At 66.8% G+C, this 14,792-nt stretch carries 17 protein-coding genes; 3 read left to right on the top strand and 14 right to left on the bottom strand.

Annotated features, from left to right (window positions below):
- Nucleotides 1-89: 89 nt before the first annotated feature.
- Together FB381_RS13755 and FB381_RS13750 are read right to left on the bottom strand one after the other, a co-directional pair.
- Nucleotides 90-1,559 (bottom strand): ATP-binding protein, encoded by a 1,470-nt coding sequence (locus FB381_RS13755; protein ID WP_141780799.1) that lies wholly within the window; start codon nucleotides 1,557-1,559, stop codon nucleotides 90-92.
- Nucleotides 1,556-1,963, bottom strand: coding sequence for a hypothetical protein (locus FB381_RS13750; protein WP_141780798.1), 408 nt, complete (start codon nucleotides 1,961-1,963; stop codon nucleotides 1,556-1,558). The genes FB381_RS13755 and FB381_RS13750 overlap by 4 nt, the downstream gene beginning before the upstream one ends.
- A gap of 311 nt (nucleotides 1,964-2,274) precedes the next feature.
- On the opposite strand from FB381_RS13750, the gene FB381_RS13745 reads away from it, so the two are divergent.
- On the top strand, nucleotides 2,275-3,345 hold the full coding sequence (locus FB381_RS13745; RefSeq protein WP_141780797.1) for a DUF3644 domain-containing protein: 1,071 nt from the start codon (nucleotides 2,275-2,277) through the stop codon (nucleotides 3,343-3,345).
- Nucleotides 3,346-3,451: 106 nt separating this feature from the next.
- Here FB381_RS13745 and FB381_RS13740 read toward each other — a convergent pair whose 3' ends face one another.
- The 3 genes from FB381_RS13740 to FB381_RS13730 all read right to left on the bottom strand — a co-directional run bounded on the left by FB381_RS13740 (nucleotide 3,452) and on the right by FB381_RS13730 (nucleotide 6,514).
- Nucleotides 3,452-4,894 (bottom strand): SCO6880 family protein, encoded by a 1,443-nt coding sequence (locus FB381_RS13740; RefSeq protein WP_141780796.1) that lies wholly within the window; start codon nucleotides 4,892-4,894, stop codon nucleotides 3,452-3,454.
- Nucleotides 4,891-6,045, bottom strand: coding sequence for a conjugal transfer protein TrbL (locus FB381_RS13735; protein WP_246088105.1), 1,155 nt, complete (start codon nucleotides 6,043-6,045; stop codon nucleotides 4,891-4,893). Before FB381_RS13735 ends, FB381_RS13740 begins: the two co-directional genes overlap by 4 nt.
- Before the next feature lie 160 nt (nucleotides 6,046-6,205).
- Nucleotides 6,206-6,514 (bottom strand): DUF6112 family protein, encoded by a 309-nt coding sequence (locus tag FB381_RS13730; RefSeq protein WP_179657653.1) that lies wholly within the window; start codon nucleotides 6,512-6,514, stop codon nucleotides 6,206-6,208.
- A 234-nt stretch (nucleotides 6,515-6,748) separates the two neighbouring features.
- On the opposite strand from FB381_RS13730, the gene FB381_RS13725 reads away from it, so the two are divergent.
- Entirely contained in the window at nucleotides 6,749-7,237 is a 489-nt protein-coding gene (locus FB381_RS13725; RefSeq protein WP_211352429.1) for a DUF6933 domain-containing protein, read from the top strand.
- Nucleotides 7,238-7,240: 3 nt separating this feature from the next.
- Here the strand turns inward: FB381_RS13725 and FB381_RS24280 are convergent, their stop codons facing one another.
- The 7 genes from FB381_RS24280 to FB381_RS13690 all read right to left on the bottom strand — a co-directional run bounded on the left by FB381_RS24280 (nucleotide 7,241) and on the right by FB381_RS13690 (nucleotide 12,374).
- Nucleotides 7,241-7,528, bottom strand: a complete 288-nt coding sequence (locus FB381_RS24280; protein WP_141780794.1) for a DUF6112 family protein — start codon at nucleotides 7,526-7,528, stop codon at nucleotides 7,241-7,243.
- Between the two features lie 100 nt (nucleotides 7,529-7,628).
- The gene (locus FB381_RS13715; RefSeq protein WP_141780793.1) at nucleotides 7,629-8,786 is read right to left on the bottom strand and encodes a M23 family metallopeptidase; all 1,158 of its coding nucleotides are present in this window, start codon (nucleotides 8,784-8,786) and stop codon (nucleotides 7,629-7,631) included.
- 13 nt (nucleotides 8,787-8,799) lie between these two features.
- Nucleotides 8,800-9,225, bottom strand: coding sequence for a hypothetical protein (locus FB381_RS13710; RefSeq protein ID WP_141780792.1), 426 nt, complete (start codon nucleotides 9,223-9,225; stop codon nucleotides 8,800-8,802).
- Nucleotides 9,226-9,518: 293 nt separating this feature from the next.
- Nucleotides 9,519-9,953: a hypothetical protein gene (locus tag FB381_RS13705; RefSeq protein ID WP_141780791.1), complete on the bottom strand. Its 435-nt coding sequence runs from the start codon at nucleotides 9,951-9,953 to the stop codon at nucleotides 9,519-9,521.
- Between the two features lie 39 nt (nucleotides 9,954-9,992).
- Nucleotides 9,993-10,331: a hypothetical protein gene (locus tag FB381_RS13700; protein ID WP_141780790.1), complete on the bottom strand. Its 339-nt coding sequence runs from the start codon at nucleotides 10,329-10,331 to the stop codon at nucleotides 9,993-9,995.
- A 113-nt stretch (nucleotides 10,332-10,444) separates the two neighbouring features.
- Nucleotides 10,445-11,422 (bottom strand): ParB N-terminal domain-containing protein, encoded by a 978-nt coding sequence (locus FB381_RS13695; RefSeq protein WP_141780789.1) that lies wholly within the window; start codon nucleotides 11,420-11,422, stop codon nucleotides 10,445-10,447.
- A complete protein-coding gene (locus tag FB381_RS13690; protein WP_141780788.1) occupies nucleotides 11,415-12,374 on the bottom strand; it encodes a serine/arginine repetitive matrix protein 2 in 960 nt (319 codons plus the stop codon). Before FB381_RS13690 ends, FB381_RS13695 begins: the two co-directional genes overlap by 8 nt.
- 147 nt (nucleotides 12,375-12,521) lie before the next feature.
- On the opposite strand from FB381_RS13690, the gene FB381_RS23910 reads away from it, so the two are divergent.
- Nucleotides 12,522-12,689 (top strand): hypothetical protein, encoded by a 168-nt coding sequence (locus FB381_RS23910; protein ID WP_179657656.1) that lies wholly within the window; start codon nucleotides 12,522-12,524, stop codon nucleotides 12,687-12,689.
- A gap of 22 nt (nucleotides 12,690-12,711) precedes the next feature.
- Here FB381_RS23910 and FB381_RS13685 read toward each other — a convergent pair whose 3' ends face one another.
- Nucleotides 12,712-13,629 carry a bifunctional DNA primase/polymerase gene (locus FB381_RS13685; RefSeq protein WP_141780787.1) on the bottom strand — a complete coding sequence of 306 codons (918 nt, stop codon included), beginning with the start codon at nucleotides 13,627-13,629 and terminating at the stop codon, nucleotides 12,712-12,714.
- Between the two features lie 257 nt (nucleotides 13,630-13,886).
- Nucleotides 13,887-14,753, bottom strand: coding sequence for a helix-turn-helix domain-containing protein (locus FB381_RS13680; protein ID WP_141780786.1), 867 nt, complete (start codon nucleotides 14,751-14,753; stop codon nucleotides 13,887-13,889).
- Nucleotides 14,754-14,792 lie beyond the last annotated feature (39 nt).

Below are 14,792 nucleotides of genomic sequence, written 5' to 3'. Positions count from 1 at the left end.
ACGAACGGGCGCGGCTAGATTCGACAGTCGGGCGACCTCAGTTTCGGGAACGGCACGTTGGTTGGAATGGCAGGTGCAGTCGTAACCAGTTAGCGGCGATCGCGCATGCGCCCAGCGGTGTCGAAGAGGGATAGTTCGGCGGGATGGAGCTGGTGCTGGCAGACGAAGGATCGTTCCTTGATCCGCCACAGCCCCCGACCCGTGCTTAGCGTTGGAAGCAGGCTTTGCTCGGTCGAGGTGAGTCCGAGCGCCGCTGCGGTGTTGCCGAGTTGGTCGGCTTCCTGCCGGTAGATGATCCGGGTTTCGGCGTTGGAGAGCAGGGATGAGGCGAGGGCGCGCATGGCGGTGCCGGAGTCGCCGACGTTGTCGAGGTCGCTCAGCTTGTGGAAGATCAGCATGTTGGCGATCCCATAGTGGCGGGCGAGTCGCCAGTGGGCGTCCATCCGGCGGAGCAGGGCGGGGTGGGACATGAGGCGCCAGGCTTCGTCGTACACGACCCACCGCTGCCCGCCGTCGGGGTCCAGGAGCGCGGATTCCATCCAGGCTGAGGCGCAGGTCATCAGCACGGAGATCAGCATGGCGTTCTCGGTGACGCGGGACAGGTCCAGCGAGATCATGGGCAGCGTGGGGTCGAACCGTACGGTTGAGGGTCCGTCGAAAAGTCCGGCGAGGTCACCCGCAACGAGTCGGCGGAGGGCATGGGCGGCGAGGCGGCCATCGTCGGTGAGCCGGTGGTCCGGGTCGTCGGCGGGGTCGGGGGAAAGAAGCCGGTCGACGACGAGGGGGAGGATCGGGACCTCGTACGACCGGACGACTGCGCCCAGCGCGACGTCGATCGCAGTGTGCTCGAGTGGTGTGAGGGCCCTGTCGAGGACGGTTTCGGCGAGAGCTCCGAGGAGGTCGCGGCGGCGTGCGGTGACCTGAGCGGCCCACTGGACGTCGTCGAGCCCCGCCGGGCGGTGACCCTCGTCGAGGGGGTTGAGGCGGTTGGGCATGCCGTGGCCGAGGGCGATGGCGCGTCCGCCGACGGCTTCGGCCACAGGGGTGTGTTCGCCTTTGGGGTCGCCGGGGACGTACACACGTCTCCCGAACGGGATGGACCGGCTATAGAGGCTCTTGGCCAGTGATGACTTCCCGGAGCCGACGATTCCGGCGAGGACGACGTTGGGGGCGGTGATCTGTCCGCGGGCGTAGAGGACCCAGGGGTCGTAGACGAACGAGCTGCCGGAGTAGAGGTCCTGGCCGACGAAGATGCCGTCGGCGCCGAGTCCGCCCTCGGCGAGGAAGGGGTACGCGCCGCCCCAAGTTGCGGAGGTGTCTTGGTGCTTCGGAAGGCGGAGTCGTCCATGCGTACGCAGCATGGCCGGTCCGGCCTCACCTGCTGGACCGATCATCGGCGGCTCGTGCTCGACATCCGAGGCAAGGTCGGCGGCCCGGTTCCGTGCGTGCCAGTCGGAGAGCAGTTGGGCGGTGGCACGGCGTCGCTTCTTGCGGTCTCGCCGACGCTCGTGGGCAGGAGAAACAAGCGTGGCAGCGTGGAGCCGTTCCTCTCGGGTCACAGTGTGATCCCGTTGCCGGGGATGCTGGTGGTTCGGGCGGTCTGTTCGACGGGACGTGAGTATGCGATTCTGGCCTCGATCTCGTGGGCGTGGTCGACGACTTTGGCAATCTGGCGGGTCATCTCGGCGGCCCGGTGGAGTTCCCACGACACCTGATAGGAGGCGCTGTACCCAGTCCGCGAGCTGTCGGCCACGACGGGCCGGATGTCGTGCCGTTTCAGGGTGTCGTGGAAGCCACCGATCTGGTTGAGCGTCTGCCCCATCGAGGTGATCGCTTGGGAGAGGGCACCCAGCAGGTCGTAGACCACCGAGGGGTCCTCGAGGTTCCTGGTCGCGTGCGCGAGGCCGCGCAGTGCTTGGCGGGCTTCCTCTGCGTCCTTGGTCGGGTCGTTGAAGGTCGGCATCGTGTCCTCCTGCTTTGAAAGGGTGATCAGCAGGCAGGTGCGACCTTGACTCCAGCAGGGACGCCGCGCGGGTCAGACTTGGTCGGTGACGAGATGAGTTCGGCGAAAGCCTCCCGTTCGCCCTCGGCATCGCTCGCGCTGGTCGTCTCGCGGGGATACGTCGCGCGATGAGATCACACCGTGTGTCAGCAGCTCAGTCGATCAAGTCCATCATTTCTGGCTATGTGGCCGCTAAACGCAGAAACCTGATCGCGTGGAAGGCCGTATAAGGGCAAGATCATGTGTGTAGATGAAGATCAGGAGAAGATGCAATGGCGAAGCGACCCGCCTGGTGGCACACCATGCAGGAGGCGCGTCGGCAGGCGTGCCTGGCCGTGGACTTCTACAACCGACCGGGCGACCGCGCGAGCTACCTAGACTTCGTGGTGCACATGCACCTCGCCTGGCAGGACCTGCTCCACGCTGATCTGACGCGACGCGGCGTGAACTTGCACTACCGGCAGAAGGGCAGCCGTCGCTACGAGCGTTTGCCGAATGGCGACAAGAAGTCTTGGGATCTCGCGAAGTGTCTGAAGGAGGAGTTCTCCGCGAGCGACCCCACCCGCGCCAACATCGAGTTCTTCATCGGACTGCGCAACAAGATCGAGCACAGGTTTCAGACCGCGACGATGATCGAGACCGCGCCGCACGCGCACGCATTGGTCATCAACTTCGAGGCCGAGTTAGTCCGGCGTTTCGGTTCCGTGTACAGCCTGGGGTCTGAGCTCCGTTTCCCGGTCTTCGTTCAATCGCTGACGCCTGAAGGGCTCAAGCAGCAGAAGGCGCTGCGCCGCGGTGTTCCCGCAGCGACCAAGTCGTACGTGACTAAGTTCGAGGCGAGTCTCGATCCCGCTGTCTTGGCCGATGAGCGATTCGTGTACAGAGTCATGATGACCCCGATCAAGGGGCCTAAGACCGAGGCTGACATGGCGCTGAGATTCGTGCGCATGGAAGATCTCTCGGCCGAGGACCAGCGCGTGATGATCGAGAGCGAGGGCCGCGCGGTCATCATCGAGAAGCTGCGTGATGTAGCGCTGAAGGATGAGCTTCTGCCAGCCGCGGCGGCGCGGGCAGTGGAGTGCCTGATCCCGTTCAAGTTCAGCACCAACGACTTCACGGCAGCACGCCATCATCTCGGCGTGGGGCCGGACAAGGGTGGCAAAGGACGGCTGCCGAAGAGCACGAGCGAACTGTGCGTTTGGATCGAGTCCACGAAGCAGTGGGTCTACACGCAGAAGTTCATTCGCCAGGTTGCCGACCTCGTTGCGACCGCGGATGGCTACCGAGCGGCTATCGGACGGGGGCCGGTGGTGAAGCCCGCTACAGCAGTTCCTGCGGCTTGAGCGGGTGGCCAAACCCGATCGGCTATGACAATGAGGCCGTGGGCCTCACTCGCCAGGGCATGTCGGACTCGTCTTGGCGAACACGATTTGGGCGACGTCGGATCATCTACGAAAGCCGCCGACTGAGCGGTAGCGCTGTGGCGAAGCTCCGGGCCTGTTGGCCCCAGAGTCGGCGGGTCTCGCAGCATGACTGGATCGCCGCCTGCTCAACGGTGGCGATGGCCTTCTCTAGTTCGTGATCGTCGGGGGCGCTGATGGTGATGAGGCCGGTGGTGCGGAGGATGCCGTGGCCGGCGGTGAGTTCTGCTTCTTGCTGGAGGACATCGCGGTATTCGGCGCTTTGCTGAGCGTCTTCGATCTGGCCGAGTTTTGCGCGTTGGGTGGCGTCGGAGACGTATTCGGTCTTCTTTCTCCGGATGTCGCGGGCGGCGGTGTCGGTGCGGAGCGGTTGGTAATAGAGGGTGAGGGCGCGGCGTATGCCCGAGGTGAGTAGGAGGGGTGCGAGGAAGCCGGGGTAGACCTGGGAGCGTGGCCACTCGCTGATCCAGAGGACGGCGTGGTGGGCGGAGTCGGAGCGCAGCGATCCCCAACTTTCGGAGACTGCGATCGGGCCGGCTTGGGTGAGGTCGCGGCCGAGGTCGGGGTGGCGCTCGCGAGCGGGTGCGGCGTCAAGGTCGTAGGCGGAGCGTAGGACGACGGCGAGGTCGGCCGGGGTAAGCCAGCCCTCAGGGTTTAGCTCGGCCGAGCGCAGCGCCGCGGTGAGGGCGCTCATCTCTTGGCGGAGCACAGCGGCGGCGCCTTTGCGGCCTCCGCCGGCGGCTCGGATTACTCGGGAGGCGGCGCGCATGTCGAGGGCGATGGAGATGGTGGTGGCGTGGCGTTCGGAGGCGGGACCGGCTCGGTCGATGAGCTCGGCGTAGGTGCGGGCGGCCCAGGTGTCGTCGTCGGTGCCGTGGGTCTCCCACCATTCGGTGAGGCTCTTGCCGGAGTCGGGCAGCGTACGTTCGGTGACCTGGACGGCGGCAAGGCGTCCGGAGCGGCAGGCGGTGGCGAGTACGCGGCCCCAGCCGGTGACGCGGCGCTGTTGTTCCGCCGGGTCGAGGAGCACGAAGGCCGGGTGGGTGACCGCGACGATCGCGGTGAGGGTGGCGGCGTGAGGGTCGTGGACCATGACGGCGCCGGTCTCGGCGTCCTCCCACTGCTGGAGGCGGGCGGCGTCGCCGGGGAGGGCGAGGGTTCCGGCCTGACGCGGGCGGGTGAAGTTGCGGCGGTAGTCGAGCTGCCCGGTCATCGAGCGCCGGAGCCACACAGTGCCGATCGGTAGCCAGGCAACCACGGGCCGTCCGGCGACCTTCAGGAACGAAAGGGCCGTGCAGGCGCCGATGATTGGGACTGCGCCGGCGAGGGCGGAGGTGCCGCCAGCGTAGAGGGCGATGACCAGCGTGACCGCCGCGATGCCGACTGTGGCAAGTTGACTGGGGGAGAGGCCGAGGAGTACGCCGCGGCGGGACAGGCGGGAGAACTTGACCGGTGCGAGGTCGGTGGTCATCGCTGGTCACCCGGGGTTGGGTCGGCGGTGTGGGGCATGGGCACGCGAGGTGGTGGAGCGCCGTCACCGGCGGCCGCCTGTTCCTCTGTGGCACCGCCGATGGTCTGGCCAGTCCGCTGGCCGGCGGTTGATGACGACTTCACGAGTTCGGCGCCCGCCACGGCGGCAGCGGCTGGACCCGCGACGGCTGTGGATGTCTCCGGCGCCGCCGCTTCGGGCGTCATGGGGGCTATCTCCGTGGTTGGCCCCTCCACGACGGTCGAACTCGAGCCTGGCTTCGGCGAGTGGGTTGCTGGCGGCGTACCAGCCGATTCTTCTCCGCCACCTTCATCGAGGACCTTGCGAGGCTGGATCCCGGGCGAGCGGGCGGAAAGGGGGACGGGGCGGTTGAGGGCGTTCTTGGCTTCTTGTTCGGCGGACATGGCGTGGTACATGTCGAAGCCGATGAAGCTGATCGCCTTATAGGCGATGTAGGGCGCAAACCCGGCCACGAGCAGGAGCACGATGCCGGAGAGGGGTTCGCTCAGCGACTTCAGATCGGCATCGATCGGTGCAGAGACCTGGGTGCTGGCGATGAGGAAGATGACCACGACGACGAGCTTGGACAGGATCAACGCGATCACGAACGAAGCCCATCGTCCGGCCCACGCGCGGGCGTGGTCCCACGAGGAGCCGGCGAGGGCGACGGGGGCGAAGACGATCGCGACGAGCAGGAGGGCTTTGCGTACGAGCAGGCTGATCCAGATGAAGAAGGTCGCTCCGACGGCGAGGCTGGTGAGGAACACGCTCGCCAGGCTTGCGGCGCCGGGGTTGGCGACGCCGGCGACGGTGCCGACCGCGACCAGGACGGCGATCCGGTCGCCGAGCTCGCTCATGTTCGTGCCGGCGGCGTGGACGATGCCGATGCAGAGCCGGTCGGTGACTTCCAGTGCAGTGCCGACCAGGGCGAGGGCGAGGAAGGAGCCGAGGATCGACTTGCCCAGGCCGAGCGCGGCTCGACTCAGGCCGGCCGGTTCGCGGCGGATCATCGCGGCCATGACCTGGAGCAGGAAGAACCCGATCATGATCAAGAGCGCGATGCCGAAGATCAGGTTGTAGACGCGTGTGTAGCCGCTGGAGGTGACGTCGACATACGTCGTGTCGTCGAGCACCTTCCAGGTCATCTCGAACACCGCCTTGGCCAGTTCACCCATCGCTGTCGCGAGCCAGGTGAAGGAGCCTTCGACGGCGCTGGTGGTGGCCTCCGTGGCTTGGTTGCAGACCTCGTTGGCGCCGGGTACGTCGCACAGACCCATCGCTCGCTCCTCGTCTTCAGACGGCCTGGCCGACGTTCCAGAAGAAGTTGACCAGGCTGACTGAGGCGCCGCAGACGATCGCTGCGCCGAGGGCGATCAGGACACCGAGCTTGCCGCGGCCGGCGAGGTGAGGGTTGGAGGTGTTCGACCCCAGGGCCCACACAACTGCGGAGATGATCAGGGCGAGGACGGCGAGGATCAGGCCGATCGTCATCGTCGCGCCGACGATCTCGCGTAGCTCGGCGATGCCGGGCAAGCCGCTGGAGTTCGGACTGATGTCGATCTGAGCCGCAGGACCCTTATAGGTCGGCGGGTGAATGCTCACGGGTAGCTCCACGAGTGAGAAGGGGCTGGATGCCCAGCAGGTGGGTTGGCTTTCCCGTGATGCTCACGAATCGCCGGTGAAGCCACTTCCGGGCGTGCTGTCACTACGTCGTGCGGTCCGGGCGGTCTCCTACTGGAGCCCCGCCCGGTACTGACGACGGCTGGGTCGTATGTCAGCGGTAGGGGATCGTGGCGTCGCCTCTGGACTCAGACGACGATTGGAGATGATTGCTCCATGCTCGTTCTGCGTGCGACCAAGAAGCTGCGCGATCGCATCGGCGGTCTGCCGCCAGTGGACGGGGAGACGTCGACGACATTGCTCGGTGACTGGTACGCGAATTTTCTGCCGTGGCGTCCCCAGACCGCGATCCTGGTCAACGCGCGCACGCTGCTCCCGGTCCTGACCCCGCTTGCTCCTGCCAAAGGCCTGCCGGGCCGCATCGCGGAGGTGATCGCTGAGGCTCTGATCGACCAGAACGTGCCGCCGGAGATCATCGATGCCGAGATCGAGCAGATGAAAGAGGTACGAGTCGGTCCGACCGTTGATCGGAGCGTGGTCGGGTCAATGAAGGACTTCATCTTCCTCGCCGACCATCGTCGCGATGGTGTCCCCGACCTGCCTCAAGTGTCGAAGGAGCTGGCCCGCGTTCCGTGCGGACCGCTCTTCAAGCGTCACGTACGGCCCGAGGCTGAGCTGGCGGCGTTGATCGCGGCTCAGCGCTGATGCTCACAGGCGAGCTCCTATCCCGACAAGCCAGTTCGCCCAGGCGAGCGTTCCTCCTGCGAGGACCGCGCCACCGAGAGCCACGAGCACACCCACCTTCGCCCGAGAGGCGCCATGCCAGCTTCCCGCCCCAGATGCGATAGCCCACGTGATTGCGCTGATGATCAGCATCGCGACCGAGAGCAGCAAACCGTAGGTGAGAAGTGCTCCCACGATGTCGCGCAGATCCCCAGTCCCGGAGATCGCGCCGAGGTCTGGGTGGACCTGTCCGCGGGGGAGGGTGGGACTCATGGCCAGCAGGTGGGCGTCTGTGCCCGGGAAGGAGGAACCCCGCTGGCGTCTCGGGTCACCAGCGAGGCAAGAGGATGATGGATCATACCCCCAGGCGTTGTCAGCAACTTTCAGAAAGTTCCTCGGACGTGGAATTTGAGCGGCTGGCCGCGCCGTGTTCGGTGAGCCAGTTGTTGGCGTCGACGGGGGAGGCGTACGCGCCTCCGGGCCGAATCTCGAAGTGGAGGTGTGGGCCGGTGGACTTGCCGTCGGTGCCGACGTCGGCGATGTGCTGACCGGCGGTCACACGCTGTCCTTTGCGGACATGGATGCCGGCGGCGTACATGTGGGCGTAACCGGAGTGGACCGTGGCGGAGTTGACGGTGTGCTTGATGAGGATGAGGTGGCCGTAGCCTGAGGTCACGTCGCCGGCGAAGACCACGATGCCGTCGGCGGCGGCGAGGACGGGAGTGCCCTTGGGTGCGGCGTAGTCGGAGCCGGTGTGCAGAGTGTGGGCGCCGGTGACCGGGTCGGTGCGCATCCCGAATGGGCTGGTCGCGGTCCAGGTTCGGGCGGGGAGTGGGAACACGACTTGCCCGGTCTCGGGGACCTGGGGGGAGTTGGCGCCGCGGTCCGCGCGGACGGTCAGTGCGTCGAGGATCTGCTCAGCGACCGGTTCGAAGCGGGCGTAGCGGTCCGGGAAGGCCGAGACCTCCACGGCTTGCGCCGCGGCGCCTTTGGGGAGGCTACGCCAGCCGGGGATGTCGCGCAGGCCGCGGGGTGAGCCATGGTTGGGCCCGTCTTGGCCGCCGAAGAAGGCGCGTGCTTGGTAGGTGGAGTTCATGAGCTCGGCCATGGTTCCCCACCCGGCGCGGGGTCGCATCTGAAAGAGGCCGAGCGAGTCGTGGTCGCCACCGTTCCCGTCGTTGGGAAAACTCGCGGACTGCGGCCAGGCGCTGGTGTTGGCGAGCATCCGGAGGCTGGACTCGGTCAGCGCGGCCATCAACGCGACGAGCACGCCGTCACGTCCGACTCCGGGCGTACGTCCACCGACCTCCACGATGGTCGCGGCGTGGGTGAGCTGAGACCGATCCAGACGGATCTTCACCCCGTCTGCCGCTGTGGCGGTGAGGCTGTTGGGGACAGGTCCGGTCTCCCCGAGGCGGCAGCTCCAGGTGGGCTTGGCAGCGAAAGTCACGGCGAGCGTGAAGGCGCTTGCCTGGGCAGCCGGAGCGATCAGGACCAGGAAGACCACGACCACGATGAGCACCTTCCGCATCTCACCGATCCTTCTAAAGCAGCGGGTGGTCGAGCCGGGAGAGCCGGAGCAGGTAACAGGATGGTTCGCGCGGCACGCAGAGGATGAAGACGGTGAAGCTAACCCGGTGGCGGCTGGTGACCGGTTCGCCGTTCCAGGTGCCGGCGCGGTGGCGGATCCCCGTGATCGTGTACGCGGTCGTGCCACGCTCGAGCCCGTACGCCTCGCCTTCGCGAGCGGTTGCCTCCCAGGTGGAGGGCACCATGGCGGAGGTGATCTCGAGCCACTGACGGGTCTCGTACGCCCGCAGTTCGCGCCACGCCTCCGGGTTCGGCAGGTAGATGTTCAGGTCAGCCACCAGCCCGTCCGACTCGACTCCGCCTGGGTCGGCGATCGCGACGAGACGTGCGAAGTAGCCGTCGGTGTTCGAGGAGGTGGTCGTGTCCCAGTCGAAGACCATTTGTGCCGCTTCGATCGCGAACGCCCGAGCCTCATCGTGACCTGCGCTTGATGGTTCACCCGAGGGCGGAGATGTCAGCGGTTCCGGGGCCTGGCTCGGGCGCTGGTTCGGGGCGTGTGCGCCGTCGGTGGTCGCGATCAGAATGCCGCTGAGAATGAAGAGCACGGCGGTGAGGCCGCCGACAAGGACAGCTGCACGGAGGAGTCGCCGACGTCGGGCGGTGTAGGTCCGGGTTCGCATCATTTCTCCTGAATGAGTGGGTTGCAGGAGAGGTGCGCCGTGACCCCCGAGGTTTACAGGGTCGGCGTGTCCGGCCGAGGTGTCGACCGCGTGTTGGCTTGAGCGGATCGCGTGGAGAGTCGTTCCAGGTCCATCGCGAGGACCTGGAGCTCATCAGAGTTCATGTACGCCGCCTCAGCGATACCTCGGCGGAACAGATGCTGATTCTCCGACTGTCCGCCACGCATCGTGTGGCCGTAAGCCTCACCAGCGGCGGAGACGAACGCAACGAGGGTGGCCAACGCGGCCCGGGCGTCGACGGGAGCGCCGACTCCGGAGTACAGGTCCGTGCCGACGACGGGACCGTCGGGGGAGCCGGTGTCGTCGATCTGGTAGCGGTAGCTGCGGCGGAATCCACCGTCCTCCTCGGGGCTATCGCCGACGTAGCGGACCTGAAGGTGAAGGGACCCGGCGGTGCCTGAGGCACGTTCGTTCGTGGGAGTGTTCATGGGGGCAAGGTGCCCGCAGGCGCCGGCTTCATCGCCTCGTTAATCCAGATCGTGCGAGCCGGCGTTCGCCTCCTTCACGAGGTCGGCGAGCTCACGGCGGGTGCGGTGACGATCGGCGCGGCGCTCAGCGCGAAGGCCAGCGGCGTCGTGGCACATTCCGCAACAGCACGCCATGGTGGTGGTGCCGGTGAAGCGCATGGCCCAGTAGCAGGAGCCGCGAGAGAAGCGACCTCCATCGGTGGCGTACTGGGCGAGGTCGTCGAGATAGGTTGCAGGAAGATCACAGGCGCCGTCGCTGTGGTCGTGAACAGGGACGCGGGTGAGAGTGCCATCCCACAGACGGACGCGGAAGGGCTGGGTCTTGTCGGTACGGGACACGTGACGCTCCGGATTCCTGCGACGGCGTCCATCCCGCGGGATTGCAGGTAGGTCACCGCCGCCTGGGTATGAACCCGGCGTCACGTGGTCTGCACAGCAACATGCTCAGAATTCTAGGACGCAGCCGTGCCCGCTGGCACCTTGGATTCGCGAGCCCGGCGAGCGGCTTCGACGAACGCATCGAGCTCGCCGTATATCCGCTCGAGGAGCTCCCAGTCGCCGTCGTTGAGGTCGGCGCCGATCTCAGCGGCGTCATAGTGGGTCCACCAGCCGTCCAGGTCGGTCCACATCAGGACGAAGGATCGCGTTGACCACTCTGACTTGCGCGGGGTGCCGGACGGGTTCGTACGTCGCGTACGTGGCGCGGAGATGCGCTTGAGTGCTTCTTCGGCGAGGGCGTCGAGGTCGGGGAGGGAAGGGTCGGCGTCGGCTTGGCGGGCGAGGTCCATAACTCGCTCGTACGTCGAGGACACCGGTGCGCCGTGGTCGATCTGGTCGAGCGCTTCGCTAGCGACCTGGCGTACATGCGCCGGTCGAGTGGGGTCGTCAGCGATGTCTTTGATGCGGCCGATGCGTTCGAGACGCTGGTGGGAGTTGGCTCCGGTGACGAGCGTGGCCGCCTGATTGCGGGTGTAACCAGCCCCTGACGGTGCTGATGATTCATCAGCACCGTCTTCCGCCCCGACGCCGGCAGTGGGGTCGGCGCCGAAACGCGTCGCCTCCTGACGTCGCGCGGCGTCCTCGGCGAGCACCTTCTTGAGTTCCCGGTAGAGCGTCTCGGCCTCGGTGGGGGAGAACGGCTTGTGGAGCAGGTTCTCGTCTTGGAGCGCCATCAGCCCCTTGAGTTCGTCGGAGATCCCGGAGCGTACCCAGACGCGCACGGTCCGCCAGCCGATTTCCTTGACCGCCTCCAGCCGTCGGCGTCCGCACAGGAGTGTGCCGTCGGGAGTGACGGTGATGGGCTGGAGCAGGCCGAGGCTCTCGATGGACTCTTTCAGGGTCGCCAGGTCGCCGAGGTCCTTGCGGTGGCGTACGCCGATGGCGATCGAGTCAAGGGTCCGCTCGAGCTCGAAGTGGCCGAGGTCAGACATGGGACCTCCTGCGACGTACGTAGCGGGCTGAGGTCACCAGCGCCCGGCGCAGGGAGGTGTCGGCGAGGACCTGCTCGGTCTCGTGGCCCTTGCAGAACCTCCACCACATGCCCTTGCCAGTGAGGGTCTTGGCTCGGTCGGGGTCCGGTGAGCCCAGAACCGCGCGCAGGAGCGTCCCCCAGACTTCCAGGTCGAGGTCGAACCGGAGCCATGGCTGGCGTTCGCGGCGCAGGCGTTCGTACGCCGCCTGCCTGGTGCCCGACATCATCAGCCGCGATCCGATGTACTCCATCGCCGCGCGTGCGGTCTGCTCCGGCCAGCCGAACTCGACGAGAATCTCGACAATCTGGTCGAGCGCGAAGAACGCGTTCGGGGCTTCCTTCTCGGGCTTATCCTCGACCGGCTCATCGACGTTTCCGACGGCGTCTGCGTCAGGTTCCTCGCCGCCGTCGTGGGCCTCGTGATCTCGGTGAGCCTTGGCTGCGTTCTCCTTCTCCTGTTCCCTCTTCGCCCGCTCGGCATCAGCGAGAAGGATGGCGAGATCGTGGGCGGGCGCCACTTGGAAGGCTGGGTGGTAGTCGGCCAGGGAGTGCTCGCGGTCGCTGAGTCGCTGGGCATCGTGGAACCCAGCCAGGTCAGCCTTCCGCACGCGAGCCTCCGCACAGAGCAGTCCGGCCGCGCGGTCCTCGGCGCTCATCGTGAGCTGAACCGCGTGGGTGACCACGGCCCACGGATCCTCGGCTTTCCGCACGGGACGGGTCCGAAGTACCTCGTAGGCCGCGGCGGCCGCGTCTGCGGGCTCGAACCCGTGGCGGCGGGCCAGAGCGCCGTACTTCTCCATCGTGTACGCCATCAGTTCGGCTACCTCGGGATCATCACGCCAGGCGTCGGGGCCGGCGCCGTAGAGCCGGAAGAGCAGGGACCGCAGTCCCTCGGAGTCGACGAAGCTCATTGCCCGATCCCTCCCAGTCGGTCTGGCGCAGTGTTGCTCGCGGTTTGCGTTCTCGCGATGCGCACACGCGCTATCGCACGCCGTGGTAGCTGGCGCGCCTGCCGCACAGCAGCCTCGTTCGAGGCCACGAGGCGGCGTACATAGCGGTTGGCGACCATCGTGGGCAGCTCGCTGGGCCGCACCCATCGCACCGCGTTCTGGTCCCGCTCGGGTGCGGGCTCGCTTGTCTGCTGGGAGGGGTCGCCGTGGATGGCGAGTTTGGAGACCTCGGCCGGGGGAATGTCGACCGGCTTCTGGCGTGGCGGCATCGCGTGACGCCGGTAGAAGACTCCGCTGTTCACAACGCCACCGCCTCACTGCTCGCTGTCGCCGTGCGGGCCTGGGTAGGGCCCAAGCGGCTCCCCGGACCGAGTCGGGACGCGATCCGGTAGGCCGACCGGATCGTCGACTCCACCTCGTGCTCACCCAGCCCCGCCGACCGGGCGGCATCGCCGAGGACCGAGAGCGTGGCGTCGTAGCGCTGCCCGTCTTCAACCATCCGGCACGCTGCCCAGAACAGGCTGCTGTTCCTGGTGCCCTCGGGGCGGTTGGCCATCCACGCGACCAGCCGGTCAGGGCGTGCCCCGCGAGCGGGCATCCCAACCGGTTCACGCACCTGACGTGGTGGGACGAGGAAGTCTCGGAGTCGGTCGGCGTCGAGCGCCTTGTCGCCATGCTGGGCAATCGCGATCAGTTCGTACGACCGTGTGTTGTCGCCCGGGCCGCGGATCTGTGAGGGCGGTATGACGACGTATCCTCCCTCGCCGCGGAAGTCGACGTGGGTCCCGTTGGCCTGCCAGTTACGTTGGTCTTCGCCAGCGGGGGTGAAGTAGGCGTGAATGCCACCCGAGGGCGTACGGACCAGGAACGACCACTGAGAGGTGATCCCGGCACGCTCGGTCCGCGCGAAGGCGCTGAACCCGTTGCCGGTGGCGTGAACATCGACGTCGACCACGACGACGCCGGAGGTGGTGCCGGTCGGCATCCCGATGTTCGCGGAGGGGGAGCGCAGCCACCAACGCCCGACTTGGCGAGGATCAGTGGTGGCGGCAAGGAATCCGCTGCGGGTCAGCGGCTGCTTGCCATACGGGGCACACGGGAAGACCGGTACGCCGGCATGAGCCAGGATCAGCGCGGCATCACGCAGCTGCTGGTTCTGCGCTCTCCGCATCGCCTCGGCGACCCGTCTCGCGGTGGGCGTGGATTGGACGTTCATGCCTTCCACGATGGACATCCCCCATCACCCGATTCATACCCTCAGGCAGGGGGGATGTTGGGGGAATCTCAGCGTCTCCGCAGGTCAGATGACATTCCCCAAGAAATTCACCGCAGGGTTTTGGAGGCGTTGGCCAGCGGCCTCCGGGCCCATCTTTGTGATGTCTGAAGACATCACTGAGGTCGACGACGTTGCCACTCTTGTGCCGGGTCGGGGTCGATGTGGACCGGGGGACGAGACTCAAGGTTGTATCCCTGCTAGTCGGTGCTGCTTACGTCTCGGGCTGCGAGTTCAACGCATTTGCGTGCGGCGTCGGAGCCGGTGAGTGCGACTGAGGTCAGTGCCTCAGCCCATCGCTGGTACTGCGCAACCTCGATGGGGTCAGCGATCTCGAGATCGCCGGCGGTGGTCTCGATCGTGACGACTTGGTCACGCTGGTCCCAGGCTTGCCCGACCAAGACCGGGAACTGGTCGAGCGGCACGATCCCGACCACCGCCTTCGCGCGGGTCGCCAGACCAGCGAGGTGCTCGAGCTGGGTTCGCATCACGTCTGGGCCACCGATCCGTGGGTACAGCGCGGTCTCGGCGACGAGGACGGTGACGTCGCGCCCGGGTTCGTACAGGATGGCGCTGCGCCGCGTCCGGGCGGCGACCATGTGGGCGATGTCGTCTTCGGATGCGCCGTGCTCGACCGGGCCGCCGATCAGTTTGAGCAGCGCGGCGGCGTAGTCGGCGGTTTGGCACAGGCCGGGGATGACGGTCGGGTGGAAGCTGAACACCGTTGAAGCAGCCCTTTCGGCTGCCTCGTAGGCGCGCTGCACGGCGGCTGGGCCGTCGTCCTGCCCGAAGGTGTCGCGGAACACCGAGTATTCCCAGGATGCGCGTTCCTGGATGGCCAGGAGTCGTTCTGGGTCAGCGCCAACAGCATCCGCCCAGGCGCGGACCTCGTCCTCTGTGGGCATCTGGCGACCGGCCTCGATCTTGGAGACCTTGGACTGTGACCAGGTCTGGCCGGACTGCTGGAGTTGCGCGGCGAGGGCGATGCCGGTGATCCCGGCCTCTCGCCTGGCAGTTCTCAGTGCGTCACCGAGCGCCTCTCGTGCTCGCCGTGTCGCGCTACCCATGGTGGGTTCCTCCTGGTCGTCTTGCCTGACTATTCGTCT

This window comes from Nocardioides albertanoniae (assembly GCF_006716315.1).
Taxonomy (GTDB): domain Bacteria; phylum Actinomycetota; class Actinomycetes; order Propionibacteriales; family Nocardioidaceae; genus Nocardioides; species Nocardioides albertanoniae.
This window is presented reverse-complemented; position numbering and strand designations above follow the sequence as displayed.

Bases quoted from the DNA above. Each gene is read 5' to 3' on its own strand.
- FB381_RS13740 (WP_141780796.1), bottom strand. From the start codon at position 4,894: ATGACCACCGACCTCGCACCGGTCAAGTTCTCCCGCCTGTCCCGCCGC.
- FB381_RS13725 (WP_211352429.1), top strand. From the start codon at position 6,749: ATGCTCGTTCTGCGTGCGACCAAGAAGCTGCGCGATCGCATCGGCGGT.
- FB381_RS13685 (WP_141780787.1), bottom strand. From the start codon at position 13,629: ATGAACGTCCAATCCACGCCCACCGCGAGACGGGTCGCCGAGGCGATG.
- FB381_RS13715 (WP_141780793.1), bottom strand. From the start codon at position 8,786: ATGCGGAAGGTGCTCATCGTGGTCGTGGTCTTCCTGGTCCTGATCGCT.
- FB381_RS13690 (WP_141780788.1), bottom strand. From the start codon at position 12,374: ATGAGCTTCGTCGACTCCGAGGGACTGCGGTCCCTGCTCTTCCGGCTC.
- FB381_RS13750 (WP_141780798.1), bottom strand. From the start codon at position 1,963: ATGCCGACCTTCAACGACCCGACCAAGGACGCAGAGGAAGCCCGCCAA.
- FB381_RS13710 (WP_141780792.1), bottom strand. From the start codon at position 9,225: ATGGTCTTCGACTGGGACACGACCACCTCCTCGAACACCGACGGCTAC.
- FB381_RS13695 (WP_141780789.1), bottom strand. From the start codon at position 11,422: ATGTCTGACCTCGGCCACTTCGAGCTCGAGCGGACCCTTGACTCGATC.
- FB381_RS24280 (WP_141780794.1), bottom strand. From the start codon at position 7,528: ATGAGTCCCACCCTCCCCCGCGGACAGGTCCACCCAGACCTCGGCGCG.
- FB381_RS13745 (WP_141780797.1), top strand. From the start codon at position 2,275: ATGGCGAAGCGACCCGCCTGGTGGCACACCATGCAGGAGGCGCGTCGG.
- FB381_RS13705 (WP_141780791.1), bottom strand. From the start codon at position 9,953: ATGAACACTCCCACGAACGAACGTGCCTCAGGCACCGCCGGGTCCCTT.
- FB381_RS13680 (WP_141780786.1), bottom strand. From the start codon at position 14,753: ATGGGTAGCGCGACACGGCGAGCACGAGAGGCGCTCGGTGACGCACTG.